The following is a 23,903-nucleotide window of genomic DNA, read 5'->3' on the forward strand; positions in this document are numbered from 1 at the left end:
TTATTTTAGGGTTGAAACCATATCCCACCTCAATACTTCAGTATAAACTCAGTTAAGTTTACTTCCTGCTCAAGGTTCATTTTTTTGCGGATGCGGTAACGGCTGGTCTCGATCCCACGCAATGAGAGGTTGAGCAGCGAAGCCATTTCCTTGCTCGATAGGTTCATGCGCAGGTAGGCGCAGAGTTTAATGTCGCGGTGAGTGAGTTCGGGGTAGTCATCGCGGAGGCGCTTCAGGAAATCTTCGTGAATCTGGTTGAAGTGCAGCTCGAACTGCTCCCAGTTATTTTCAAACTTAATCTCCTCCTCCACCGACTTCAGCACTTTGCGCAACTGGTGCAGGGCATCGCGGTCGTTAACGTGGTCTATCACGTCCTGCAGCTGAAACCTTACTTTTTCGATGGTCTCGAGGCTATGCATAACATGCAAGGCCGAAGAAGCTAATTCCTTGTTTTTCAGGTTCAGTTCATTCTCCAGTTTGTCGTTGCTCAGCTTTATAATTTCCTTTTCTGCCTTCAGCACCTCTTCAGCGTGCTGGGCCTCCTGCAGGCGCAGGGCCTTTGCCTGTTCCAGCTCCAGCTTCATTTTTGTTTTGTTAATGTGCCGGCCAACCTGTTGCTTAGTCAGGCCCAGCAAGCCAAGCCCTAGCAGGCCGTAGAAAGCATACGCCAGAATAGACCTGTACCAGGGCGGCGACACTTTAAACTGATACATGGCCGCTGTACTTTCCTGGTTATAAATATCTCGTGCCCGCACATGAAAAATATAGTTGCCTTCCTTTAGGTTGGTATATTCTTTTTGCAGTGCTCTACCCCAGGGCGACCAGTTTTTATCATGCCCCTCCAGAAAATACTGGTACTGCATGTCTTCTACATCGTTGTACGATATGGCGCCAAATGTAAACTTAAGCGAATTAAAACTGTAAGGAAGCTCCGGTATGTCCTCCTCCGACTGCCCCACCGTTACATACCCGTTGTTTGAGAAGGCACCAGCATACACCAACGAGTCGGCGGCCTCTGCCGATGCCTCCACCCTGCGGATAAGTGAGTAAAAAACATGGTCTACATTACTGGTCTGCAGAAATGAAGGGTGGTAATGTACAAAGCCCTCATCGGTGCCGAAAAGCACATTTGAACGGTCGTAGTAGGCAATGTGCTCAAAGCCTCCAACTAACTTGCCGTTCATTTTATTAAAAGCATTTTTCTCGACTTCGTAACTCCCGTTAGCCTGTTTTCGCAGCATGCCCATTTCATTTCCAGCCGAAAACCAGATATTGCTGTTCTGATCTTCCACCAGTTTACGCACATGCACATTGGCATTAAAAAGTCGGCTAAACTCTTCGTGCGGCACAAACCGGTCAGTAGCTTTATTGTAGACAAAAACGCCCCGCTCCCCGGCAAATACCAGCTTCCCTCCAATTTTAAAAGTATTAATAAAGAGGTTGGAAGGGAAGCCATGCTCCTCGTTGTAAAAATTAACCTGCTGCACTTTTCTGAGCTCGGGATCCAGCCTGATTTTATAAACGCCCTTATAGCCATGTGCCACCCACAGGTTGCCTTCCTCATCCTCTTCTATTACCCGCGACGATTCGTTGAACCCTGTCATCTTACCCTGGTACTGCACCTGCCCGCCAACCAGTTTGTACAAGTAGAGCCCTGAGTAGGTACCGCAAATAAGGTAGCCCGGATGGGCCTTGAGCGGCAGAAACAGCCAGGCGCCACGATGCTCAGCTAACTTAACTGCCTGCCCATTTATAATTTCATAAGCGCCGTTGTGGTGCGACAACAGCAGGTGGCCTGCTAATTTCTGCAAGTTGTATACCTGCCCCTGTGAATTTTCTACCAGCCGGAAAGTAGAGGGCTGCAAAGGACTTTCGGAGTTAGACCAGGTTTTGTAGTAAAGGCCATCGCTGGTGCCCAGGTAAAGCCTGTCTTTGTCCATAAGAGAGGCATAGGCTGTGCCTGGCAATCCGTTTTTGATATTAAAAAGCGTGAAAGGAGAGTTTATTTCTACATAATCGATGCCGTTGTTGAGCCCGAGCCATAAGTTGCCGGCATTATCTTGGTACACGCTCCGGATGGTGTTGTTTTGAAGTCCCTTATCACGGTTGAGGTGTTGGCGCGGCAACCCGTTATTATCGATCAGCAAGAGTCCGTCGTGTGAGGTGCCAATGGCGTAACCTTCTGACAAGGCAATGGCTGTGCCTACTTTAGCCTTGGCCAAAAAGTTCTTTACTTCTGCTCCCCAGCTCTCAAAATGACTATAGCCGTCGTACAGAAACATGCCTTCCTGCTCCGTTACCAGTAGCACTTTGTTTTCTGCGGCAGGTATCATAGCCGTTATCACGTGCTGGCTAAACGCTTCGCTGTTCGGGATAAGCACCATCTGCTCCTGCTTCAGCTCATAAATGCCTTTGCCGAGCACCGGAACATACAGCTTTTCCTGCACAAAAAAGGCGACCTCACTTTTATCTGCTGGTACTTGGTATACCTTTATTTTATCGTTTTGAAGAAAATAAATGGCCGAAACAGTGCAGAAATATACGCCATCGCTGGCTGGGTATATTTTCCAGACATCGTCGAAGTTCTGGTATTTCTCCTCAATCTGCGACTTCAGCGATACAAAAGTCAGGAGCCCCTGCTTATCGGGCACCAAATAGCCAAAATCGTCCTGGCCGCCTACATAAATCCGGCCTTTTTTGTCGATTGCCAGCGAGCGGACATTGGTTTTGTTGGTAAGCGCTATAATGTTCCAGTTGCTGCCATCAAACTCTAATATTCCGGCATTGTTCCCGAAATACATTACCCCCCTGTGGTCCTGCACAATGGCCCAGTTCTGCGAGGCGGCCCTGTAATCTTTTTGCGTATAATTCCGGATAGTAGGAATGCCTTCGTTTTTTACCTGCGCCCATAGCGATACCTGCAAGCAGAAAAAGAAAAGAACAAGTAAATGCTTCTTCACAAATCTAAAAGTATGATTGGATGCCATTAAATCATCCAAATAAGTTTATTTTTTCGCGGCAACGGCAAAGCGTCACGCCTCCTTAAATATAATAAATGTTCGTTAGTTTAAGAAGTTGAAAACTTCAAAAATAATCAGCTTAATGATGGATTAGTGTGGAATGTAATGCCACAGGAAGGGATTCAGGAAAGCTGATTGGGGAGATGCTGAGGAAGATAATTTTAGAGCTATCTGCCTTATTACTTGTCGGGAGCAGCCTTGAGCTGATGTAAATGGGGGCGATGAAAAATAGAAACGTCCTAGGTGCAACAAACTCGCATATACCTCTGGAAGGCCGGTTTCATTAGAAGAATTTGAATGATTGGTGGTTGTTTACTGGAAAGTTGTTCTGGAAGGAGCAGGTATACCTTCTGCAACTTCCAAAACATATAATAAGATCTAATCCCTAGTATCTAAAATCTTTAGAAAGCCTCCGAAAGGCCTTTTTCATTAAAAGAATTTAAACCCGGCGGCAGGTTTAGTAATTCCACGGGTAGAGCTCCGGCTCCTGGGCATTTTTTATTTTTAAGTGAAGCGGGTGCACGGCCTCGCTCTCATCAAAATAAACAAAGGCATCGTAACGGTCTTGTATTTTAGAAGGAACATAATTGCCGAACTGCTCAAACTTTGGATCGTACACCACCCCAATAGCCCGGTGCGGCATCGGCTTGCGCAACTCCGGCACCTCGTGCAGATCCTTCGATAAAATAATTTTGTCTTCGTCGCTTATCGTGTGCAGCAGGGCCTCCCAACTGCCAGGTTTGGCAGGCGGAACTTCCATTTTCTGCATCGGCGCTCCCCAAGCTTTTCCTGCTATAACGGTACCCTGGTAGCTCCCAAAACCAACCAGTTTAACCTGGTCATGCCCGTATTTCTCTCGCGCCAGCTGGCCTATGTTCACCATGCCTTCGCTGGCCATATCAGTGGCCCGGGCATCGCCGATATGCGTGTTATGCTCCCAAACAATGGCTTTAGAGTCGGGGCCATGCAGCTCCAGCAGCCGGTCCAGGGTTTCCATCATATGGTTGTCGCGCACATTCCAGGAGGTAGGCCCACCCTGAATCATGGCACGATAATATCTTTCGGCATTAACAGCTACCAATGCATTTTGCTCAGCGTTGAAGGCATTCTCCTGATCATTCGGGAAATTTGGCTTTCGGGTGAGCCGCTGCAGCATTTCCACCACCTCGTGCTCGCAGTCGGTAGGTACAAAGGCAGTAGCCTGGGCATAGTGCTGCGGATCGCGGTTATAAGGCTCAAAACAGCGGATGGCTTGTCGGGCTGCCTCTGCAGCCTGGCCGTCTTGCTGGTTCAAAAAATGCATCACTTGCTCCAGCGACTCCCACAAACTATATACATCGAGCCCATAAAAGCCTACCTTCTCCTTTAGGTTGCGCAGGTGGTTAAAGTCTTTCGCCCACTCCACCAGCGCAGCTACCTCCCAGTTGGCCCACATCCAGGTTGGCCAGCGCCGGTATACCTGCAGCACATCGGCAATTTTGGAGCCCGATTTTTCGTAGCCCTTAATAAAACGATTCAAGGCGTAGCATTCCGGCCAGTCTCCTTCTACAGCAATAAACTGGAATCCTTTTTCCACAACCAATCGCCTGGTAATGGCGGTGCGCCAGGTGTAGTACTCCGAAGTACCATGCGAAGCCTCGCCCAGCATAACGATACGTGCGTCTCCTACCTCCTCTAGCAATACATCCAAATCTTTTTCTTTGGATATGGTGGTGTACTTAAACGGTGCCTTTGCCATAGTTATTTACCTTAAGCATGCAGTTTGCCTGGTTCCGAAAATTTTGCTGTATTGTACTTTTTTTGTGCCGTAAGGTTCTGTAAAACAAAAGCCCCCGCTCTACTTTTGTAGTAAAGCGGGGGCCTGCATGGGTAAACCTATGTTATTTCAGGATTGATTTTCTTTTGTGAACACGCGTTTCAAAAGATCGGTGGTTCGCGCCATCGGATTTTCACGGATATTGGCCTCCTCCTGCGCAATCAGCATAAAAAGTCCGTCCATAGCTTTTTGAGTTGCGTATTGGTCCAGCTCGGGGTTAGCTTTCTGTACCAGTGGGATTTTGTTGTATTGTGTTACAATGTCGGTGTAGTAGCGGGTGGCATTTGTTTTTTCCAGCGATTTCTGCACGATAGGCAAAAAAGCATCGCGCACCTGCGGCGAAGTGGTACGGATCAGGTATTGCGTGGCCGCGTCTTTCTCGCCTTTTAAAATGGCCCAGGCATCCTGTATGGTCATTTGCTTGATAGCCGATACAAAAATAGGCACCGCGCTTTTAGCCGCATCCTCCGCTCCTCGGTTCAGCGTCAGAATAAACTTATCTACTTCCTTGCCCAGCCCCACCTGCCGCAGTGTGTTCTCCACGCGCTGCACATCCTCCGGAAAAGGAATTCGGATTAAGGGATTTTTATAGTAGCCATCTTCCTGCGAGGCCTGGCCCGAGCCATTTCGGATACCAACCTCCAGCGCCTGCCGCAGGCCTGAGGCTACTTCTTCACGGGTTAGGGCTCCGCCAGTACCGGCCATCACACCATCCATAGTGCGCTGAATATCGGCTACAGTACAGGCCGAAGCACCAAGTGCAAGGGCAAAAAAACAAGAATAAACAATTTTTCTCATATCTTAGAAGAACTTATGTTGAGCTAGTGCAGCAGCAAATTAAAAATTAGAAAATCAAAATTAGAAATTATTCTCCAGCAGACTTTAATTTCCGGGTTTCAATTTCTCTTGATCTAAAACAAATTGGTGTGGCACGAGTTTTTTATTCTTAATCATAAATCAGACCAAAGTACAAAATGAAAGCGGTCACGGCAGAGATCATTACCATAGGAGACGAAATCCTATTCGGGCAGATAGTAGATACCAATTCCGCCTGGATGGGCACCGAACTTACAAAAATAGGCATCAGGGTAAAGCAGATAACCTCCGTATCTGACGATGCCACCCATATTGTGGCCGCCCTGAATGATGCCCGCACCCGTGCCGACGCTATTTTGATAACCGGTGGCCTGGGCCCCACCAAAGATGACCTTACCAAAACAGTTCTGACTGAATATTTTCATACAGAGTTGCAGTTGCACGAGCCTTCGCTGGCCGACGTGCAAGCAATTTTTAAAAACCGCAATATAGAGCTCAGTGAACTGAACCGGCAGCAGGCCTTTCTGCCAGCCGCCTGCACCCCGGTGCGCAATGCTATCGGAACAGCACCGGGTATGTGGTTTGAGGAAGACGGGAAAGTATTTGTATCGATGCCCGGCGTGCCTTTCGAAATGAAGCGAATGATGACAGACATCGTGCTGCCACAGTTGAAAGCGTTTTTTGATCCCCCCCAGATTATACACAAGGTGGTGCAGACAGTAGGTATACCGGAATCTACGCTGGCCGAAACCCTGGAACCTTGGGAAACTAGTTTGCCTCCACACATCCGGCTGGCTTACCTGCCGCATATTAATGGTGTGCGGCTCCGGCTAACCGGCACCGGGCAGGAGCCTGAAAAGCTGGAAGACGACCTGCTGGAGCAGCTGAACCAACTCACCGACCTTATTTCGCCTTACATTTTTGCCTATGGCGAAATTAGCCTGGAAGAAGTGGTAGGCATGTTGCTGAATGCCCGCAACTATACCATTGCCACCGCCGAAAGCTGCACTGGAGGTTACCTGGCTCACAAAATAACCAGTATTGCCGGCAGCTCTATGTATTTTATGGGCAGCGTGGTAGCCTACCACAACGATGTGAAAGTAAAGGAGCTCAAGGTGAACCCCGAAATACTGGCGCAATACGGTGCCGTGAGCGAGCAGGTGGTGCGGGAAATGGCTGAAAACGTGCGCCTGAAATTCGGCACAAATGTAGGGGTGGCCACAAGCGGCATTGCAGGCCCGGGCGGAGGCACACCCGATAAGCCAGTGGGCACCATCTGGATAGCCTATTCCGACAAAGAAAAAACAGTTACCAAGCAACTTCGTTACAACAAAGGCAGGTTGCTAAATATTGAGTATACCGCTATGGTAGCCCTGAACCTAATCAGGCAAAGTTTAACAGGAACCGTTGAGGAATAGCTCAAAATACTTACCTTTGTCTATATTTTTGGCTTTGATGTCAGGCTTACTCTGCTCTAAAAAGCTACCAGTCATTAGCTAATGAGTAACTGCTGATTAAAATCTAAAAGCGGTACCTGGCAAGGCAATATGTACTTGTAAATATAGAAAGAGAGCAGGCATAAACCTGTTTTACTAAAATCCTGAGTTGTGTAGGCTCTCTTTTCAGACTATATCTATTCTCAAATCACGATCCACGAACAACGATCAATTAACGAAGACGCATGGCACTTGTAGAAATGGTAATGCCTAAAATGGGTGAGAGCATTATGGAAGGCACTGTTCTGAAATGGCTCAAAAAAGTAGGCGACCCAATTGCAGAAGATGAGTCGGTGCTGGAAGTTGCTACAGATAAAGTGGACACCGAAGTTCCGGCCGTTGAAGCAGGTATACTAAAAGAAATACTGGTGCAGGAAGGCGATGTGGTAGCTGTTGGAGCACCTATTGCCATTATCAGCACCAATGGCGAAGAAACCGCCCCCACCAATTCGGCAACAGGCGAATCTGCAGCAACAGAAATAACTGCCCCGGAACCTGAGCCAGCACCTCAGGAAGAGGATGCACCTGCCGCAGCACCGCAAGCTGCCGCTACAACCGCAAAGCTGGATAAGCCCGCCCCAGGCCGCTTTTACTCTCCGCTGGTTATAAACATAGCCCGCGAAGAAGGCATTTCGATGGAGGAACTGGAGTACATACCAGGAACAGGACTGGACGGTCGTGTGTCTAAAAAAGATATTATGAGCTACCTGAAAACCAGGGAAGGCGCACCTGCCGCAGCCCCGGCCCAGGAAGCAAGCAAACCAGCTGCACCACAGCCTGCAGTAAAGGCTGAAGCTCCGGCCCCGGCCAAATCGCAACCAGAAGCTATTGCACCACAGCCAACCGCTGTTGCGGCGGCAAAACCAGCGGCCTCCTACTCCGGATCTTCCGAAATAATAGAAATGGACCGCATGCGCCGCATGATTGCCGACCGCATGGTAGAAAGCAAACGCATCTCTCCGCACGTTACCTCCTTTGTAGAAGCAGATGTAACCAACCTGGTAAACTGGCGCAACAAGTGGAAAGACGCTTACAAGAAACGCGAAGGCGAAAACCTTACTTTTACGCCTTTGTTCATAGAAGCACTAGTAAAAGCTATCAAAGATTTTCCGCTTATCAATGTGTCTGTTGACGGTACCAACATTATCCGCCACAAAGACATTAACATTGGTATGGCCGTGGCACTACCAAGCGGAAACCTGATTGTACCTAACATCAAACAAGCCGACCAGATGAACCTGAACGGCCTGACTAAAAAAGTGAACGACCTGGCCAACAGAGCACGTGCCAATAAACTTTCGCCAGACGATCTATCAGGTGGCACCTACACGCTCACCAACGTAGGTTCTTTTGGCAACGTAATGGGTACCCCTATTATCATGCAACCGCAGGTAGCCATTATGGCCGTGGGAGCCATCAAGAAAAAACCGGCCGTTATAGAAACTCCGGAAGGCGACCTGATTGGTATCCGCCATTTTATGTTCTTATCACACTCTTACGACCACCGCGTGGTGGACGGCTCATTAGGCGGTATGTTTGTACGCAGAGTAGCCGATTACCTGGAAAATTTTGACCCTAATACAATGATATAGTGTTGGTTATCAAGCTAATGATTCAACAAAACACCTGCAACTGAAATTGTACTTTTTAAATACCACAGACTTCTAATACAAAAAACCTGCCCCGATCGGGAGCAGGTTTTTTTACTTCTAATCTGCTCTTACTGCCTCCTAGCTGCTCCTGCTGCAGCTTAAAGGAGATCAAACCTTGTTTCCTTACAAACAGCAGGACTAGTTTTACAATTTTACTTTTTCAACAATTTTGTAAAAAATTATTTGCCACTTCAGAACTAAAATAATATATTCGGTCGTTATACTAACAAACGATAGTAAGTCAATAAAATCAGATCACATGAAGACCGCAAACCTCATCGAGAAAGAAAGAATACCCACCTTACATTTCAGTAAAGAAGATGTTCTGAAAGATGCGATGGCTCGCAGCCGTCGTAACTACGATATTAACAGGGCTACCATTCTAGGCAATGCCTTTAGAAATAAAGCTGCCATTACTTTTTGCACCGACCAAGGCGAAATAAAGAAGGTAGAGACCACTGTTTGGGCAAGCGACGATAAGTTTGTGCTTCTGAAAGCCGGCACCTTTTTACCACTACACTCAATTTTAAAAGTTGAAAACTGTTAACTCCACCCTCTACCCTACCTCAACACTTGTAAAAACATAAACAGCCAGCAAAAGATAAAATCTTCTGCTGGCTGTTCTGCTTTAGCTGCCGTAGTTTCAGATAAAAACGGCAATCATCATACTGATCAGTTTTTCAAATTATGCTAATGATTTTGCCCTTCCAGAGGCTTTCAGGCACTTATAAGACGCTAGCTTTACTCTAACTCTAGTTTGCAGCTATTAAAACCCTCAGATGAGTAAAAACTCTTCTCCTCCTTCCAAATTTAGCCAGCCCCTTGCTAAATATCTATATCCTTTCCAGCACTTTCAAAATGAGGTCATCTATAATTTCGTTGGCATCTTTAGCAAACTCTTTGGTAATGCGATTAGCAACAATGGCGTTTAAAGAAAGTACCTGGTGCCCCAGCAGCCGCGCCAGGCTATAATAGCCGGCAGTTTCCATCTCGAAGTTGGTAAAGCGGAAATCCCCAAGGCTGAAACCCTGATAAACATCCAGCAGCTGCTGATTCAGCAGGCCACCCCGCAGCGCACGCCCCTGTGGGGCATAAAATCCAGGGCAGGTAAGGGTATTCCCCGGTATCATATCGTACCCGATCTCATTGATCAGGTGCAGCGACCCATTAACGCAGTAGGGCTGAAAACCGATGCCAAGGGATTTCTGCAGGGCCTTGGTTAGCTCCTGCTCCGTCTGGCTTTGCTCCAGCGGGTAAAACTGCATGAGCGTATCCAGCCCAACGGCGTAATGCGAAGCCACTAGGCTCCCCAGCGGCACTGTTTCCTGTAGCGATCCGGAGGTGCCTACGCGCACAATTTTAAGAGAGATCGGCTCTGGATTAGGCTCCCGCGACACAAAATCAATATTAACCAGCGCATCCAGCTCATTCATCAGAATATCGATGTTATCGGTACCCATGCCTGTAGATATAACCGTTATGCGCTTGCCTTTGTAGTAACCGGTTTGTGTTATAAACTCCCGCTTTACAATATGGCACTCTACTTCATCAAAATATTTACTTACTGCCCCTACTCTGTCTGGGTCTCCAACTGTTATAATGGTGTCGGAAATTTGCTCAGGCAGGAGGTTGAGGTGATAAATGGAGCCGTTTGGGTTGAGAATGAGTTCAGAATCTGGAATAGCACTCATAGTGGTAGCGTTGTAGTTTATGGTTATGGAAGTTTAGTGAGGCGCATGCAATCATTTTATAAACGTGGGCAGCAATTATTCTAATAAAAATCGCCTTCCGGAGCTATTCATTTGTGGTAGCATACCAGGCAGTACTGTAACAGGCAGTGTTAGTGCCCTCTTATATGAAGCTACTAAATCTGCAGAAAATAAAAAAAAGCGTGGTCTGTTAAAACACACGCTCTTCTTTTACTTCAAGATTATGCCTATATGGATACGTCTTTTTCTTTCCGACGGTTGAAACCTTTTAAAGGATTGTAGCCGTTCATTTCTTTCTGATAGTAACCGGTGCCGTTGTACACGCGCTTCTCAGGGTGGGATTTGCAGGTATCGGAGCAAGCACCTTCCAGTTCCCAACCGCATTTCTCACAAATGGGCACATGTATGTTACATACCGGGTTAGCACAGTTTACCATACGGTCGCTCTTGGTACCGCACACATGGCACTCAGAAACCACGGTTGGGTTTACCTTGTTTACCTCTACGGCCACGCGGTTATCAAACACATAGCACTTCCCTTCAAAGTCTTCGCCGCCTTCTTCTAGGCCGTATTTAATTATGCCCCCATGCAGCTGGTATACATTCTCAAAACCTTGTTCGAGCAAAAAGGCACTCGCTTTTTCGCATTTCACACCACCTGTGCAGTAAGTCACTATTTTTTTGTCTTTAAACTGCTTTAGTTCCTCCACCTTTTCTGGAAAGTCACGGAAGTTCTCGATGTTGAAGGTTAGGGCACCCTTGAAGTGACCTACAGAATGCTCATAATCAGAGCGTACATCTACCAGCACCACATCATCGCTGTCTTTTATCAGCTTAAATTCGGATGGCTCCAGGTGCTGCCCTGTTTTTTCGTAGGGCTTAATATGTAGCAGGCTAGAGTGTACAATCTCGCGTTTATGACGCACGTGCAGTTTAGCAAATGCATGCTTATCGGAATAGTCTACCTTAAAATCGATTCCGGCAAAACGAGGGTCGGCTTTTACGGCGGCCATGTATTTCTCACAGTCGGCCACCAGCCCCGATACGGTACCGTTAAGCCCTTCGGCCGATACAATAATGCGGCCCAGCAGGTTCAGCTCCAGGCAAAGCAGGTGATGCTCTTCTCTAAACTTTTCAGGATCTTCTATTCGCGTGTAGCAATAGTACAGGAGAATGCTATAGTCTTTGTTCATAACGGCTTAGTTGCAGCTAAGTGTTTTTTTTAAGTGTTAAATTTTATATGAGTGATTGAGTGAGTAGAATTTTACTTCCACTTCTTCAACTAAATAATTCTAATGATTTTGACCTTCCAAAGCAGAAAACCTGTTTGGGTGCCAAGGGTAAAAATTCTATTTTAAAGAACGAGGCGCAAAAGTAGCAACAGCTACTTTACTTTAAAATAACTTACATCATTTTTGCTCTCATAACAGCAGTACAGCTGCAAAAAGTTTATTTTACTGGCGCAGCTGGGTTGCCAAACACGGTAGCTTTGGCTGGCACATTGGCTACTACCACCGATCCAGCTCCCACACGGGCATTCTTCCCAATTTTCACGCCCGATACAATAACGGCTCCGGAACCGATAAAGGCTCCCTCTTCTATTACCACCTCGGAGTTGATAATGGCACCAGCCCCAATGTGCACAAATGCACCAATCTCGGCGTTGGTATCTACCACTGCTCTTGATTGAATGAGGCTATTATCTCCTATTTTGCTGTTGTTGTTTATAATGGCACCAGCGCCCACCATTACTCCATGGCCTAACCAGGCATGTTCCGACACGGCGCTGAATTTGTGTATGGCATTAACCGGCACCACCTCATACTCAGACTTCAGCATCTTAATAAGGCCTTTCCGGGCAGCAGCATCTTCTACGGCTACAAACACATCGCATTTTTTGCCGATCAGTTTCAGAAACTCACTGTCTTCGGTGCGGCTCATCACCGATACATTGTTGATCTCGGTCTGTTGCAGATTTTCGCTATCGTCCAGGAAGCAATACACGATAACGTTGTTGCTGTTAAAGACATCGAGGGCGGCGGTACCTAACTGCTGGGCACCAAGTATTATTACAGGATTTTGCATAGCTCTTCTAAAATAATGTGCAAAGGTACGAAGAATGGATTTATGGTGCTTCAGAGAACAGGTTTTTGTTCTGCAACATGCCTTTTAAAACATTATCCGTAATTTTTCTGATGGACACCGAATCAGGACCACCCATGCCATGCGGTCCGCACCAGTCTGTTGTGGCTGTATTTAATACAACTCCTGAACTTGGTGTCTTCTGAAAAAGAATAAAAGTCGCAAAACCTGGCTTGGCATCAACCGCATAATCATAACCTAGTAATTCAGCTTTGTAAAAACCAAGTTCTTCCTTGTTTAACTGAAGGTCAGGCTCCTGTCCGAGCAGCGGTGCTCCATCGTATTCTTTGGTTGAAACCTGCAGTACATCGCCCGCTTTTAAGTTTACACCAGCGAAAACAGGAGAATTTGGCTCCACGATCTTGTATCCTCCAAAACTCTTATTGCTCTTTCGTCCATAACCAGCTCTACTAAAATCGGCTCCAATACTGGGAGTGAGTGGATACTCCAAAACAGGGTTGTTCCAGAAGGTTGTCTTCAGACCATCAACTGCTATAGGATCAGGTTTTTCTTTATAACAGATCAGTTTGCTACCATCTTCGCTATACCGCACGTGCCACCACATCGTGTTGCCAGATAATATCATACAGTTTCCTCCTGCATCTATAAACTCGTCTAGCTGCCTGCGAGCGGTTCTCGACCAATACTCACTATGGCCTATTATCAGTACAACTTTGGCTCCGGCTAATATACCAGGCCGCTCCATATCCTGGTCATTTATATAAGTAATCTTGTACGGAGAATTTTTAAGCCACTTGAGTCCGTCTATCGTGAAAAAAGAAATGGCAGGTAGCATGGGGCGCTGAAAAGAAACAACATGCGTTTTTTCGGAGAAGATACGATATAAACTTTTGCCACCCGATATGTTATAGGCATTTACAGTATTAGAAGAATACACCACTACTACCTCTGCCTGCTCTCCTCTTAGTACAAAAGGAATCTTTTTTTCCCACAAGTATAAGCCGCTTGGCAGCTTTGCCAGTTTATAGACAAAAGTAGACTGATAGCCATAGCCTGCTTCGCTAGGATTTGGTCCTTTTTGCTGTGGTTGCAGCACTGCCTGCACACTATCCAAAACTTTCCCATTTATGTCATACAACCTCAGTTGAGCTTTGCCAGCAGTTTTGGCGTTAATGTATACCTGTTGCTCCTCTCCTACCTCGTAAGAAGTTTTATCGGTATAACCATCTTCTACAACACTCTTGCGGGTTTCCAGGTAAGCCTCTAACAGGTAATGAAAATATAGCTTGTTCTCAAAGTAATAAGATCCAACTTTCCAGGAGGCCACTGAGATCAGAAAAGCCACAAACAGTAATACCAGTCGCTTAGTCATAATCTACCTAGTTTACTATTAGACAATAAGCGAGCGCTGGACGGGCTTTGCAAAAGGAGAAAAACCAGAAAAGGCAAAATTACGATCCGGTACCTATTTAAGGTTCCTAAGTTGGGCATGCTAAAGGCTAGTAACACACCCATAACCAGTATGTACAACAAAGCTGCCAGCAACAGGTGGCGGTGTGCTTTTATATGCACTTTCCCTTGAATGACATCTTTTAAGAAAACAAATACCAGTAGCAGCAAAAAGGCATTCTCTATAGCGGCAACCAGTGTTATGGGATTATAAACTTCCCAAAGAAAGGGCCTAAACAGGACTCCTATCAGGGCCTCGGGTGCATGGGCCGCAAAACTAAGGTAAGTAGGCTCCAGCGCAGGCAACTGTATACTTGGCCTGTTTGCCGATATTTGGTTGTACTTGAGATAATTTTCGTAGATAGTGACCGGCATCTGGTCGAAGTTCAGGTTATAATTCAATTGCGAAGCTAACACAACAGCCCCCAAACTAAATAACATTGCAAAAAGCGCCTTAAAATTGAACCGCCTCTTTTCTTTCTCTTCGGGTTTCATTAAATACTTTAGGATATAGGCAAGTATCATAAACAGACCTAAGGCTATAGCCACAAAATACTTTACATACCAGATTAGGCACAACCCTGCAATAGCAAACAATACACTAAACACTTTAGCAGCTATGCCCTTTGATTTATGGACTACCAACCAACCTATACAGTAGCCCATGCCACCCATGATAAAACTCTCTTTCATTACCCCCGAAGACCAAAACATAATAGAAGGAATCAATAGAAAGGCCAGAACAGCTGCTTTTGCTGTACCCGGAAATTGTTGACTTAGCTTGGTAGCCAAAAACCACAAGCCTGCAAAACTAAATAAAGTAAGGTATAATGAGCTAAGGTAATAATTTCCACCAGTCAGGGCCAGCGGGATGCTTACCAGCTTTACCATGTTCCAGGCACTGCTATAGTACGACACCTGCACAGGAGCCAAGGGATTGGAGGCCGGTACCACATCTAAAATCAAATACTTTAGATACGCCGCTGGGCTTTCTTTAGAAATAATGTCAGTTGCCCAAAGGCCTCTTCGGTAATACTGCAGCGTATCGCCTTCCTGGTAATATTCAAAATAGAGGACGCCAAGTAATAACCCACATAGGAGCTTTAAAAACAGGGCCGGATAAAAATAAGGTTTTAATTCTGAAGAGCACGAGCTCTTACGCAGGTAAAATACAAGCCCAGCCAAAAAGAATAAGTTTAAGATTATTAGCAGCTGGCTCACGTGGTAGCAGGGCTTTGTTTTAGAATTTTGTGGCCGATAGCACAGCGGAGACAGTGTATTGGCTGACAGTAGCGCTGAAACAGTCCGATAGCCGCCTGATTATCTGCCGCGGATAAGGGCCTCCAGCCCAGCTCCTCATACTGCCGCGTAATTTTGTTCGATGCTTCTTTCACTTTTTCCAGTAGCGCTACCGCTCTTTCGAGATAAGCCCGCTCCTGCGTATACTGCGCATAAGCGGCTAATAGCGGCACCGCCACGTTGACGATAAGGTTATGGACGCTTCCCTTTCCAATGCCAGTTTGTGGGGAGGTTAGTGCACGTCCGAACATATAATGTTGTTGCCAATAGCCTGAAACCGGCACCATAAACAAGGTCTCAAAAGCCTTCACATCTATTGCCTCTAATATCCTCGAGAACAGGTGCTGGTGCACTGCCAGCACTGCGGCTAGCTGAGCCAGGCGCACTGTAGGAAAGTTGGCAGGGCGTAAACGAAGAAAATTCCAGTGCTGGCGCTGCAAGCCTGGCTGCAACTGGTACTTGTGGCGCAGAAAATTAAATTCCTTTACAAGACCTTTTGTATAAACATCTTCCACTTCCTGCTGTTCCAAAAACCCTGCCTGCCCAAACAGCAGCGCCTCTACCTGAAAGAGCGATGTCTGTTGCTTCCGGACCACGGCTAGTGGAAGTTCCCGGGCCAGTCTGGCCAATGCATCCTGGTTTATTTTAAATCCAAAGCCTTTGCATAACAGCTCGTATGCCGTCTGCTCCCAGTCGTTACCGTTTTGTGTGAGGTTTTGCAGAATGTCTGCGCCCTTTAGCTCCAAACGCTCCACCAACGTGCGCTCCAGCATAGCTGCTTTGGTTATTTCCGGCACAGAAGGCCAAAATGCTGCACAAGGAATGCTACTGGCAGATTGCTGCAGCTGTTGGTAGACCTGTAGCATATCCGGCTTTACCTTACTCTGAAGCTCCAGCACAGGCACTAGCGAGCCATCGCGCCGATGTACCGGTTTATCAGCCTCCCACACCACGTGCAGCACCACCTGGTCGTAGCGAGGGTCCTGCTGGTGCTGGTGGCGGTGCCAGTCAGAAGCCTTACTATGAATTTCCACACTACCTGACCATTCTACCTCGCCTACACGAAGCCTTGCTTCCAAAAAATCAGGACCGGCATCGGTATTTATAAAACCAACCCGCAGCACCTGCAGGGGCTCGCCTGCCACCGTGCGTAAGGCCACTTTATCGAAGTATTGATACTGCCAGATGTAAGATAAAAAATCTTCTTTCATGCCGTAACGGGTGCAGAAACTGTAAACATAAATACAGCAAAGGAGGGTAAAGTAGAAATAGAGTTGATGGCCTGATGTTACTTCATCAGGTCACCAATAGATTATAATGTTTACCAGCCTCTGCTACAGGTACCTTTCCAGGTACTGCGCCATTTCCTGTTGCACTTCCAGGGCAGCTTCGCGGGCTTTTTCGGCGAAGTCGCGGCCGGAGGAGGCGTAAATAATGGCACGAGTGGAATTTACCAGTAAGCCACATGTTTTGTTCATACCTAATCGCGAAATTTCTTCTAAGCTTCCGCCTTGTGCTCCTACACCAGGTACCAACAGGAAACTATCGGGTGCAATAGCACGCACACGCTCTACATAATCTGCGCGTGTGGCTCCCACTACGTACATCAGCTGGTCCGGAGTACCCCAGGTGGCACTGGTTTTAAGGACCTGTTCAAATAAATATTCCGACTCCCCGTTCTCCAGCTTCAGCATCTGAAAATCCTGACTGCCTGGGTTAGAGGTAAGCGCAAGCAAAATAACCCACTTGCCCGCTTTACCTAGAAAAGGTTTTACCGAGTCGGCCCCCATATACGGCGCTACCGTTATAGAGTCGAAGTTCATTTTATCGAAGAAAGCACGGGCGTATAATTCTGAGGTATTGCCAATATCGCCTCGCTTGGCATCCGCAATCGTGAAAATTTGCTGCGGAATATGCTGCAGTGTTTTGGTCAGACTCACCCAACCTGCAGGCCCCTGCGCCTCATAAAAAGCAATGTTTGGTTTGTAGGCTACGCACAAATCGGCGGTGGCATCTATTATCTGTCGGTTAAACTCATACACCGGATCTTTGGTATCGAGCAGGTGCTCCGGCAGTTTCTCCGGATCAGTATCAAGACCTACACATAAATACGACTTCTTCTGAAGGATCTGTTCAAATAACTGTACTCTTGTCATGCGCTGCAAAATTGGTAAGGTGCCACAAATTTACATTTTTCGCAGCGGCCCGGAAAGTTTTCATTCCAGAAGCTTTAGCAAGCGAAGCCATTTTATTCAGAGGCTGTGCTAAACAGTGGCTTTACATCCGGTATATGCAGGCGAAGCATGAACCATGGAGCATCCAACCCATAAAAACTACCTACACCTTTAAATTCTTTCAAACGAGAATCAAAATATTGTTATTGAGTAAGCATCTTTTGTTCACTTTAAGACCTGATGCCTGATTAGTAAAGCCGTGCAGGTACGTTACACAAAAAATTACGATCTACTGCGCAAATAGAAAAAACAAGACACCTACAACAACGGTATATTACAAAATAACTAAACCATTTAAAATGAGAAAGCTACTTTACTATATACCAGTATTACTTCTTCTGGCTATAGCTTGCACAAAAGAGGAAGTGGCTCCTATTAACACTGTAAATGCAATTGGTCTTGTAAAAATACAGCAAGCCTCCTATTTTCAGTATGGCACGCACATACTGACCACCGAACAAGGCATCGTGTTATACGCACTTAAGAGTGAATCTTTAAACCTCGATACTTACCTCGACGAAGAAGTAGAAATATCAGGAATACCAGTAGCGGGTTACCCACTTGAGGGCGGACCTGAATTTCTGGAAGTGGTGGCAGCAAGGCGGCAGAATTGAGCAGGATAATCTCAGGACCTTAAGAGCTGTAAGATGTTAAACTTCTCTCAAGCTAAGAAGAGAAGCTTTGGATCTGAAACAAAAAATCAGACTCTCAGGTCAATGATTTACTAATCAGCACCAAATTTTTCTAATGAAAATAGCCTTCCGGAGGTAAAATCTTGAAAAACTGCTGAGAACATATTGGCCCAAAAAGAGAAAGGCTGCCCTAAATGGGGCAGCCTTTCTCTTTTTAAACTAGCAATAGCTTATCGCAGGTCTACTACCGTAACGCCTTTGTGCTTGGCTTTATTAAACGTAAAAGCATCGGCAGCTAAATCTGGGTTAGCCTGAAAATTAGTGATGGCATAAGTATAGCGGTTGCCGTTGTTACGGAACATTTGCCATTTTTTGAGCGTGCTATCTTTCTGGTTAATATAAAGTCTTACCTTAAAAATCGGGTTGTTGCGATCTTCCGGCGACAGCTCAATTACGTCGTAGTTGATGTTACCCTCTGTTTCGGTGCCAGCATAAGCGTACTTGTAGCCTTTTTTATACATATCAAAAATCTTGCTCGGCGACATGGCTTCTGCTTCTGCATCGTTTTCTGTTATAGTTACTTCATTTACGTCCTGAAGGAACGTCCACATCAGTTTACCATCGTTAATAATCTCCTGACCGCTTACACTGAGGTGATATTTTGGCCCACTTACTAAGATGTCGCCCTGCATGGTTTCTTTTACTTTGGCAGAAGGGTTCTCCAGGGTCTGAGCAAAAGTCGCCTTGAAGGCTTTCATGCTCTTGTACTTCGCGCTCATCTGATTCAGAATCTTGCCCGCCTGCGGGTCCTGCTGCGCACTTGCCAGATTCACAAATGTCAGAACTATCAGCAGAACAGATAATAATTTTTTCATGTCAGTAATTTCGGTTTTGTTACTTAACCATCGTATTCAATAACTGTTCCAAACTGTATTCATCGGTTATTAAAACTTCGCGGGCCTTGCTTCCTTCAAAGGGTCCCACTATGCCAGCCGATTCTAATTGATCTATTAGGCGGCCTGCGCGGTTGTAGCCCAGCTTGAGGCGGCGCTGCAGCAGCGAGGTACTTCCCTGCTGGTGCTGCACAATAATGCGGGCAGCCTCCTCAAACATCGGATCGCGCTGCGATGGGTCGAAATCAGTTTTCTCAGTGCCACTCTCATCGCCCACAAACTCTGGCAACAGGTAAGCATCGTTGTACCCTTGCTGGTTTCCTATGAAATCACAAATACGATCCACTTCTGGTGTATCCACAAAAGCACACTGAATACGCACCATATCAGAGCCAATAGAGAAGAGCATGTCGCCCTGACCAATCAACTGGTCGGCTCCACCGGCATCCAGAATAGTGCGGGAGTCGATTTTGGAGGTTACTTTAAAAGAGATACGTGCCGGGAAGTTGGCCTTAATGATACCGGTAATTACGTTAACCGAAGGTCGCTGTGTTGCCACTACCAGGTGAATACCAATGGCTCGGGCCAGCTGTGCGAGGCGGGCTATCGGTGTTTCTACCTCTTTACCGGCCGTCATCATTAAGTCAGCTAACTCGTCAATTACAAGCACAATGAAAGGCATAAACTTGTGCCCTTTTTTCGGGTTCAGCTTACGCTCCACAAACTTACGGTTATACTCTTTCAGGTTACGGCATCCGGCATCTTTGAGCAGGTCGTAACGCTGGTCCATCTCCATACAGAGTGAGTTCAGCGTGTTTACCACCTTTTTAGTATCGGTAATAATAGCTTCGTCGGTGTCGGGAAGTTTAGCCAGGAAATGCCGCTCTATTTTGTTAAACAGCGAGAGCTCCACCTTTTTAGGGTCTACAAGCACAAACTTAAGCTGCGAAGGGTGACGCTTGTAAAGTAACGAGGTGAGGATGGCATTTAATCCAACCGATTTACCCTGACCTGTAGCACCTGCCATGAGCAAGTGAGGCATTTTGGCAAGGTCGGTAATAAACACCTCGTTGGTGATGGTTTTACCGAAGGCAATCGGCAGGTCCATGTCGCTCTTCATGAACTTCTCGGTAGAGAGAATAGACTTGATCGACACCATTTCTTTTTTGGTGTTCGGCACTTCTATACCAATAGTACCTTTACCCGGAATCGGCGCAATAATACGAATACCCAGGGCCGCAAGGCTTAGCGCAATATCATCTTCCAGGTTCTTGATTTTAGAAATACGCACCCCGGCATCCGGCACAATTTCGTAGAGCGTAACCGTTGGACCTATGGTGGCCTTGATGCTGGCAATACCAATATTGTAATTGCCGAGCGTTTCTACAATCTTATCGGAGTTGGCTTTTAGTTCTTCGTTAGTTACCTGTATTTTATTCGCGCCATAATCGTTGAGCAGGTCGATGGTGGGGTATTGGTAGCGGGCGAGGTCCAGGGTTGGGTCGTAATTCTCCATTTCTGAGCCAAACACCTCCTCAGGTGCCTCGTCTACCTCCAGGTCTACGGGCTGTGGTTGTGGTGCAGCAGGCTTCACAAAGGGCACCACCGGCTCTTGCGGCTCTTCCGGCAGTGGCGTGTTTATTTCAAGTTCCAGGGTTGGCGGACCGCTTGGTTTAACAGGAGTGGGCCGTGGTTCTGGTTTGAGCGTACTTAGCTCTATCTCCAGTGCCCGGTTAATGGCTTCTTCTTCCTCCACATCCAAGTCTTCCTCTTCCTCAAACTCCTCCTCCTGGTATTCCTCCTCTTCGAAAAGTTCCTCTTCCTCAATTTCTTCCTCCTCATGCAGCGAAGCAGTTGGGTTGGCATACTGGTTTACACCTCGTGTTTTGGAGTTTAGCACAGAACTGAGCGAAGAAGCATTACCTCTGTCCACATCCACTTTATCGTTGTCAGACATCAGCACCTTGCTCCAGTTGATGCTGGTGATGTTAAAGAAGAAAATAAGGAAGGCCACCAGCATAAAGGCAAGTAGCGGGCCGGTTCCCCACTTAATGAGGCTGGTGAGCCAGATGGCACTTTCTACGCCTATGCCGCCAGCCAGAAAGCCAAGCACATCTACTTTTTCGGTTACAAGTACGCCATACCCTAGCGCCAGACTAAGCCACAACATGCAGAAGCAGCAGAAATTGAGCACATGCGACAAAGAAATGGTTACCTGTTTAAATACAATGCGGCAACCTGTAAAAAATGTAATCGGGATGATAAAGAAGGCACCAATGCCCAGCCATTCATAAATGAAAAGATGCGAGACGTAGGCGCCAAAAAGGCCAAGCCAGTTCTCCGCCTCCTGCCCCGACTCCTTCATGGTTGTGCCGTTTACCGACTCTACCACACTCTGGTCGGCTTGCCCCGTAAAGAGGTAAGAAACAAAGGCAATGGTAAAAAAGACGGAAATAAGCAGAAAAAAGAACCCCACAAAGAGCTTCAGCCGCTTGTCTTTCAGAAAGGCAAACTCAAAACGCGGAAGGGAAATCGTAGGCAGCTTAAACGAAAACTTCTTCTTTTCCTTCTTCGGTTTTGCACCTATAGGTGTATTTGCTTTACGTGGTTCGTTGCGTCCTCGTACTTCGTTTCTTCCCCGCCCTGCGTTAACTGCATCGTTTCTGTAAGTGTTCTTTGCCATACCCTCTACAAGTTAAGATTTCAAATTTACAATTTTTCAGTTGAAACCGTTCAGCAAAAAGGGCATCATTTCAAAAATTATCGGGCAAGCAGTTTCTTGTTGATTTGGCTGATAAGCGCAGGCCCTTCGTAGATAAAACCAGTGTAGAGCTGCACCAGGTCGGCACCGGCCTCCAGCTTTTCGAGGGCATCTTCGGGAGTCATAATGCCGCCAACGCCAATTAGTTTAATGTGGGGAGGCAACTGCTGACGCAGGTACCTTATAATTTCGGTGGAATGTTTTGTGAGTGGCTTTCCGCTGAGACCTCCTGCTCCCATTGCTTCTACCTGTCCATTTGGCGTAGTAAGGGCAGCGCGGCTGATGGTGGTATTGGTGGCAATAATCCCACTCAGCTTGGCTTCTACGGCTATTTCTACAATGTCGTGGAGCTGTGCCTCGTTCAGGTCAGGGGCTATTTTAAGCAGAATTGGCTTTGCTTTGGGCATTTTGCTGTTTTGCTCCTGCAGGGCCAGCAGCAGTTGCTTAAGCGGCTCTTTTTCCTGCAGCGCCCGCAGGTCCGGGGTATTAGGCGAGCTTACGTTCACAGCAAAATAATCGACCACATCGTAAAGCGCCTTAAAGCAGTAGAGGTAGTCGGAGGTGGCCTCTTCGTTGGGCGTTATTTTGTTTTTACCGATGTTGCCGCCCACCACAATGTTACTTTTTCGGTTACGCAAACGAACTACAGCCTCGTCTACCCCACCGTTGTTGAAACCCATGCGGTTAATGATGGCGCTGTCCTGCGGCAGCCGAAAGAGCCGTGGCTTGGGGTTACCGGGCTGAGGCTTTGGCGTGAGCGTACCTATCTCTACAAAGCCAAAGCCGAGGTTCGCAAACTCATCTACCAGCCTGGCATCTTTGTCGAAGCCTGCCGCCAGCCCCACCGGGTTCGGAAATTTTATACCAAACAGCTCCCGCTCCAGCCGCGGGTCCTGCACCTGAAAAAGGCTGTTGCTGATGGATTTAGAAAGCGGCAGTTTGTAGCCTGACTTTAAAAGATCTACAATCAGGTAATGGACTTTTTCGGGGTCCATCTTGAAAAGGAGCGGACGAATCAGGGTTTTGTACACGGCAGCTAGCAGGTTGGTTTCTGTGCCAGCAAAGATAGAAAGGCAGAAGTATAATGTGCTAATAAATTAGTGTGTTGGTTTACAAAATGTAATTTGAAAGAGGATTAATCCTTACAGTTTGTCTGAACGCGTCAGCAGATGCAACACCTGCAAACTTGCATTTTCTGGAACAAGTAGCTCCTGGAACGCTTTAAAACAAGTTAGGCGTAGTTTTCAACTACGCCTAATAAAAACAGCCCCTCTGCCCCTTAGAATAAAACAGCGAAAATAGCCTCTTGAAGGCCATTTTCATTAGAATAATTCTGTAAAGTTCTAATCGTTGAAGTGATACAGAAAGGTAATTACACCAGTATAAGCTGGCTTCTTGCTGTCTTTTATCTCCAGCGTTACCTCGATCTGCGCTTTGGCGATGCCGCGCAGGTTTTTAAGGGAGAGCAGTTTGGCTTTTAAACGAACCTGGTTATCCACCAGCACCGGCTCTTTAAAACGCAGACTCTCAATCTCGTAGTTCACCTGCATCTTCAGGTTCTCAACCGCAATAATTTTACCCCACAGGTAAGGCAGCAGCGATACCGTGAGGTAGCCATGGGCGATGGTGCTCTTAAACGGCGACTCCGTTTTGGCACGCTCTGCATCGAGGTGAATCCACTGGTGGTCGAGGGTGGCATCGGCAAACTGGTTTATCTGCTCCTGTGTAATCGTGTGGAAGTCCGACACGCCGAGTTCTGCGCCTTCGTGCTGCGCAAATTCTTCAAAATTACGGATGGTAAGCTTACTCATGTATAGATGTTTTTATATGGAAAGATCGGATCTGAGCCTGTGCCATTTTACTGGCTAAAGCGCTCTAAAGATAAATTTATTTTAGAAGAAGTGCGGCACAAAAGGCACCAAACCCCGAACTAGCGATAAGCACTCCACTCTGCTACCCTTGGCCCGGAAAGGTTAAAAAAGCCTCCAGAAGGCCATTTTCATTAGCATAATCCATATGATTC

18 protein-coding genes are annotated in these 23,903 nt (G+C 46.7%); 4 read left to right on the forward strand and 14 right to left on the reverse strand.

All coding sequences use genetic code 11. From position 1 onward, the window contains the following. Positions 1 to 29: 29 nt before the first annotated feature. From ACMA1I_RS18005 to ACMA1I_RS18015, 3 genes are all read right to left on the reverse strand, one after another. On the reverse strand, positions 30 to 2,960 hold the full coding sequence (locus ACMA1I_RS18005) for a two-component regulator propeller domain-containing protein (protein ID WP_337069823.1): 2,931 nt from the start codon (positions 2,958 to 2,960) through the stop codon (positions 30 to 32). A gap of 517 nt (positions 2,961 to 3,477) precedes the next feature. After that, entirely contained in the window at positions 3,478 to 4,758 is a 1,281-nt protein-coding gene (locus ACMA1I_RS18010) for an erythromycin esterase family protein (RefSeq protein WP_337069824.1), read from the reverse strand. Positions 4,759 to 4,905: 147 nt separating this feature from the next. Next, positions 4,906 to 5,634 carry a DUF4197 domain-containing protein gene (locus ACMA1I_RS18015; RefSeq protein WP_337069825.1) on the reverse strand — a complete coding sequence of 243 codons (729 nt, stop codon included), beginning with the start codon at positions 5,632 to 5,634 and terminating at the stop codon, positions 4,906 to 4,908. A 176-nt stretch (positions 5,635 to 5,810) separates the two neighbouring features. On the opposite strand from ACMA1I_RS18015, the gene ACMA1I_RS18020 reads away from it, so the two are divergent. The 3 genes from ACMA1I_RS18020 to ACMA1I_RS18030 all read left to right on the forward strand — a co-directional run bounded on the left by ACMA1I_RS18020 (position 5,811) and on the right by ACMA1I_RS18030 (position 9,347). Continuing rightward, positions 5,811 to 7,070, forward strand: coding sequence for a competence/damage-inducible protein A (locus ACMA1I_RS18020; RefSeq protein ID WP_337069826.1), 1,260 nt, complete (start codon positions 5,811 to 5,813; stop codon positions 7,068 to 7,070). Between the two features lie 263 nt (positions 7,071 to 7,333). After that, complete coding sequence (locus tag ACMA1I_RS18025) at positions 7,334 to 8,740, forward strand: dihydrolipoamide acetyltransferase family protein (protein ID WP_337069827.1); 1,407 nt, start codon at positions 7,334 to 7,336, stop codon at positions 8,738 to 8,740. Between the two features lie 319 nt (positions 8,741 to 9,059). Continuing rightward, complete coding sequence (locus tag ACMA1I_RS18030) at positions 9,060 to 9,347, forward strand: hypothetical protein (RefSeq protein WP_337069828.1); 288 nt, start codon at positions 9,060 to 9,062, stop codon at positions 9,345 to 9,347. A gap of 286 nt (positions 9,348 to 9,633) precedes the next feature. Here the strand turns inward: ACMA1I_RS18030 and ACMA1I_RS18035 are convergent, their stop codons facing one another. The 7 genes from ACMA1I_RS18035 to pyrF form a co-directional block, all read right to left on the reverse strand. Beyond that, the gene (locus ACMA1I_RS18035) at positions 9,634 to 10,491 is read right to left on the reverse strand and encodes a nucleoside phosphorylase (protein WP_337069829.1); all 858 of its coding nucleotides are present in this window, start codon (positions 10,489 to 10,491) and stop codon (positions 9,634 to 9,636) included. A 245-nt stretch (positions 10,492 to 10,736) separates the two neighbouring features. Further along, a complete protein-coding gene (locus ACMA1I_RS18040) occupies positions 10,737 to 11,702 on the reverse strand; it encodes a rhodanese-related sulfurtransferase (protein ID WP_337069830.1) in 966 nt (321 codons plus the stop codon). Positions 11,703 to 11,958: 256 nt separating this feature from the next. Further along, complete coding sequence (locus ACMA1I_RS18045) at positions 11,959 to 12,594, reverse strand: NeuD/PglB/VioB family sugar acetyltransferase (protein ID WP_337069831.1); 636 nt, start codon at positions 12,592 to 12,594, stop codon at positions 11,959 to 11,961. Positions 12,595 to 12,634: 40 nt separating this feature from the next. Next, positions 12,635 to 13,984, reverse strand: a complete 1,350-nt coding sequence (locus tag ACMA1I_RS18050) for a N,N-dimethylformamidase beta subunit family domain-containing protein (protein WP_337069832.1) — start codon at positions 13,982 to 13,984, stop codon at positions 12,635 to 12,637. Next, a complete protein-coding gene (locus ACMA1I_RS18055) occupies positions 13,981 to 15,246 on the reverse strand; it encodes a hypothetical protein (protein WP_337069833.1) in 1,266 nt (421 codons plus the stop codon). Before ACMA1I_RS18055 ends, ACMA1I_RS18050 begins: the two co-directional genes overlap by 4 nt. A 32-nt stretch (positions 15,247 to 15,278) precedes the next feature. Next, positions 15,279 to 16,571 (reverse strand): DUF2851 family protein, encoded by a 1,293-nt coding sequence (locus tag ACMA1I_RS18060; protein ID WP_337069834.1) that lies wholly within the window; start codon positions 16,569 to 16,571, stop codon positions 15,279 to 15,281. A gap of 123 nt (positions 16,572 to 16,694) precedes the next feature. After that, on the reverse strand, positions 16,695 to 17,516 hold the full coding sequence (gene pyrF, locus ACMA1I_RS18065) for an orotidine-5'-phosphate decarboxylase (RefSeq protein WP_337069835.1): 822 nt from the start codon (positions 17,514 to 17,516) through the stop codon (positions 16,695 to 16,697). 377 nt (positions 17,517 to 17,893) lie between these two features. Between pyrF and ACMA1I_RS18070 the strand changes: the two genes are divergently transcribed. Beyond that, positions 17,894 to 18,208 (forward strand): hypothetical protein, encoded by a 315-nt coding sequence (locus ACMA1I_RS18070; protein ID WP_337069836.1) that lies wholly within the window; start codon positions 17,894 to 17,896, stop codon positions 18,206 to 18,208. A gap of 248 nt (positions 18,209 to 18,456) precedes the next feature. On the opposite strand, the gene ACMA1I_RS18075 is transcribed toward ACMA1I_RS18070, so the two are convergent. The 4 genes from ACMA1I_RS18075 to ACMA1I_RS18090 all read right to left on the reverse strand — a co-directional run bounded on the left by ACMA1I_RS18075 (position 18,457) and on the right by ACMA1I_RS18090 (position 23,691). Continuing rightward, the gene (locus ACMA1I_RS18075; protein WP_337069837.1) at positions 18,457 to 19,101 is read right to left on the reverse strand and encodes an outer membrane lipoprotein carrier protein LolA; all 645 of its coding nucleotides are present in this window, start codon (positions 19,099 to 19,101) and stop codon (positions 18,457 to 18,459) included. A gap of 19 nt (positions 19,102 to 19,120) precedes the next feature. Further along, positions 19,121 to 21,802, reverse strand: a complete 2,682-nt coding sequence (locus ACMA1I_RS18080) for an FtsK/SpoIIIE family DNA translocase (RefSeq protein ID WP_337069838.1) — start codon at positions 21,800 to 21,802, stop codon at positions 19,121 to 19,123. A 77-nt stretch (positions 21,803 to 21,879) separates the two neighbouring features. Then, positions 21,880 to 22,911, reverse strand: a complete 1,032-nt coding sequence (locus tag ACMA1I_RS18085) for a quinone-dependent dihydroorotate dehydrogenase (RefSeq protein WP_337069839.1) — start codon at positions 22,909 to 22,911, stop codon at positions 21,880 to 21,882. Positions 22,912 to 23,223: 312 nt separating this feature from the next. Further along, positions 23,224 to 23,691: a MaoC family dehydratase gene (locus ACMA1I_RS18090; RefSeq protein ID WP_337069840.1), complete on the reverse strand. Its 468-nt coding sequence runs from the start codon at positions 23,689 to 23,691 to the stop codon at positions 23,224 to 23,226. Positions 23,692 to 23,903: the final 212 nt, after the last annotated feature.

The sequence above is a fragment of the Pontibacter sp. 13R65 genome, assembly GCF_047525655.1.
Lineage (GTDB): Bacteria > Bacteroidota > Bacteroidia > Cytophagales > Hymenobacteraceae > Pontibacter.

Coding starts and splice junctions, on each gene's coding strand:
- ACMA1I_RS18050 (WP_337069832.1), bottom strand. CDS start 13,984: ATGACTAAGCGACTGGTATTACTGTTTGTGGCTTTTCTGATCTCAGTG.
- ACMA1I_RS18025 (WP_337069827.1), top strand. CDS start 7,334: ATGGCACTTGTAGAAATGGTAATGCCTAAAATGGGTGAGAGCATTATG.
- ACMA1I_RS18090 (WP_337069840.1), bottom strand. CDS start 23,691: ATGAGTAAGCTTACCATCCGTAATTTTGAAGAATTTGCGCAGCACGAA.
- ACMA1I_RS18015 (WP_337069825.1), bottom strand. CDS start 5,634: ATGAGAAAAATTGTTTATTCTTGTTTTTTTGCCCTTGCACTTGGTGCT.
- ACMA1I_RS18080 (WP_337069838.1), bottom strand. CDS start 21,802: ATGGCAAAGAACACTTACAGAAACGATGCAGTTAACGCAGGGCGGGGA.
- ACMA1I_RS18070 (WP_337069836.1), top strand. CDS start 17,894: ATGAGAAAGCTACTTTACTATATACCAGTATTACTTCTTCTGGCTATA.
- pyrF (WP_337069835.1), bottom strand. CDS start 17,516: ATGACAAGAGTACAGTTATTTGAACAGATCCTTCAGAAGAAGTCGTAT.
- ACMA1I_RS18060 (WP_337069834.1), bottom strand. CDS start 16,571: ATGAAAGAAGATTTTTTATCTTACATCTGGCAGTATCAATACTTCGAT.
- ACMA1I_RS18040 (WP_337069830.1), bottom strand. CDS start 11,702: ATGAACAAAGACTATAGCATTCTCCTGTACTATTGCTACACGCGAATA.
- ACMA1I_RS18075 (WP_337069837.1), bottom strand. CDS start 19,101: ATGAAAAAATTATTATCTGTTCTGCTGATAGTTCTGACATTTGTGAAT.
- ACMA1I_RS18030 (WP_337069828.1), top strand. CDS start 9,060: ATGAAGACCGCAAACCTCATCGAGAAAGAAAGAATACCCACCTTACAT.
- ACMA1I_RS18035 (WP_337069829.1), bottom strand. CDS start 10,491: ATGAGTGCTATTCCAGATTCTGAACTCATTCTCAACCCAAACGGCTCC.
- ACMA1I_RS18010 (WP_337069824.1), bottom strand. CDS start 4,758: ATGGCAAAGGCACCGTTTAAGTACACCACCATATCCAAAGAAAAAGAT.
- ACMA1I_RS18020 (WP_337069826.1), top strand. CDS start 5,811: ATGAAAGCGGTCACGGCAGAGATCATTACCATAGGAGACGAAATCCTA.
- ACMA1I_RS18045 (WP_337069831.1), bottom strand. CDS start 12,594: ATGCAAAATCCTGTAATAATACTTGGTGCCCAGCAGTTAGGTACCGCC.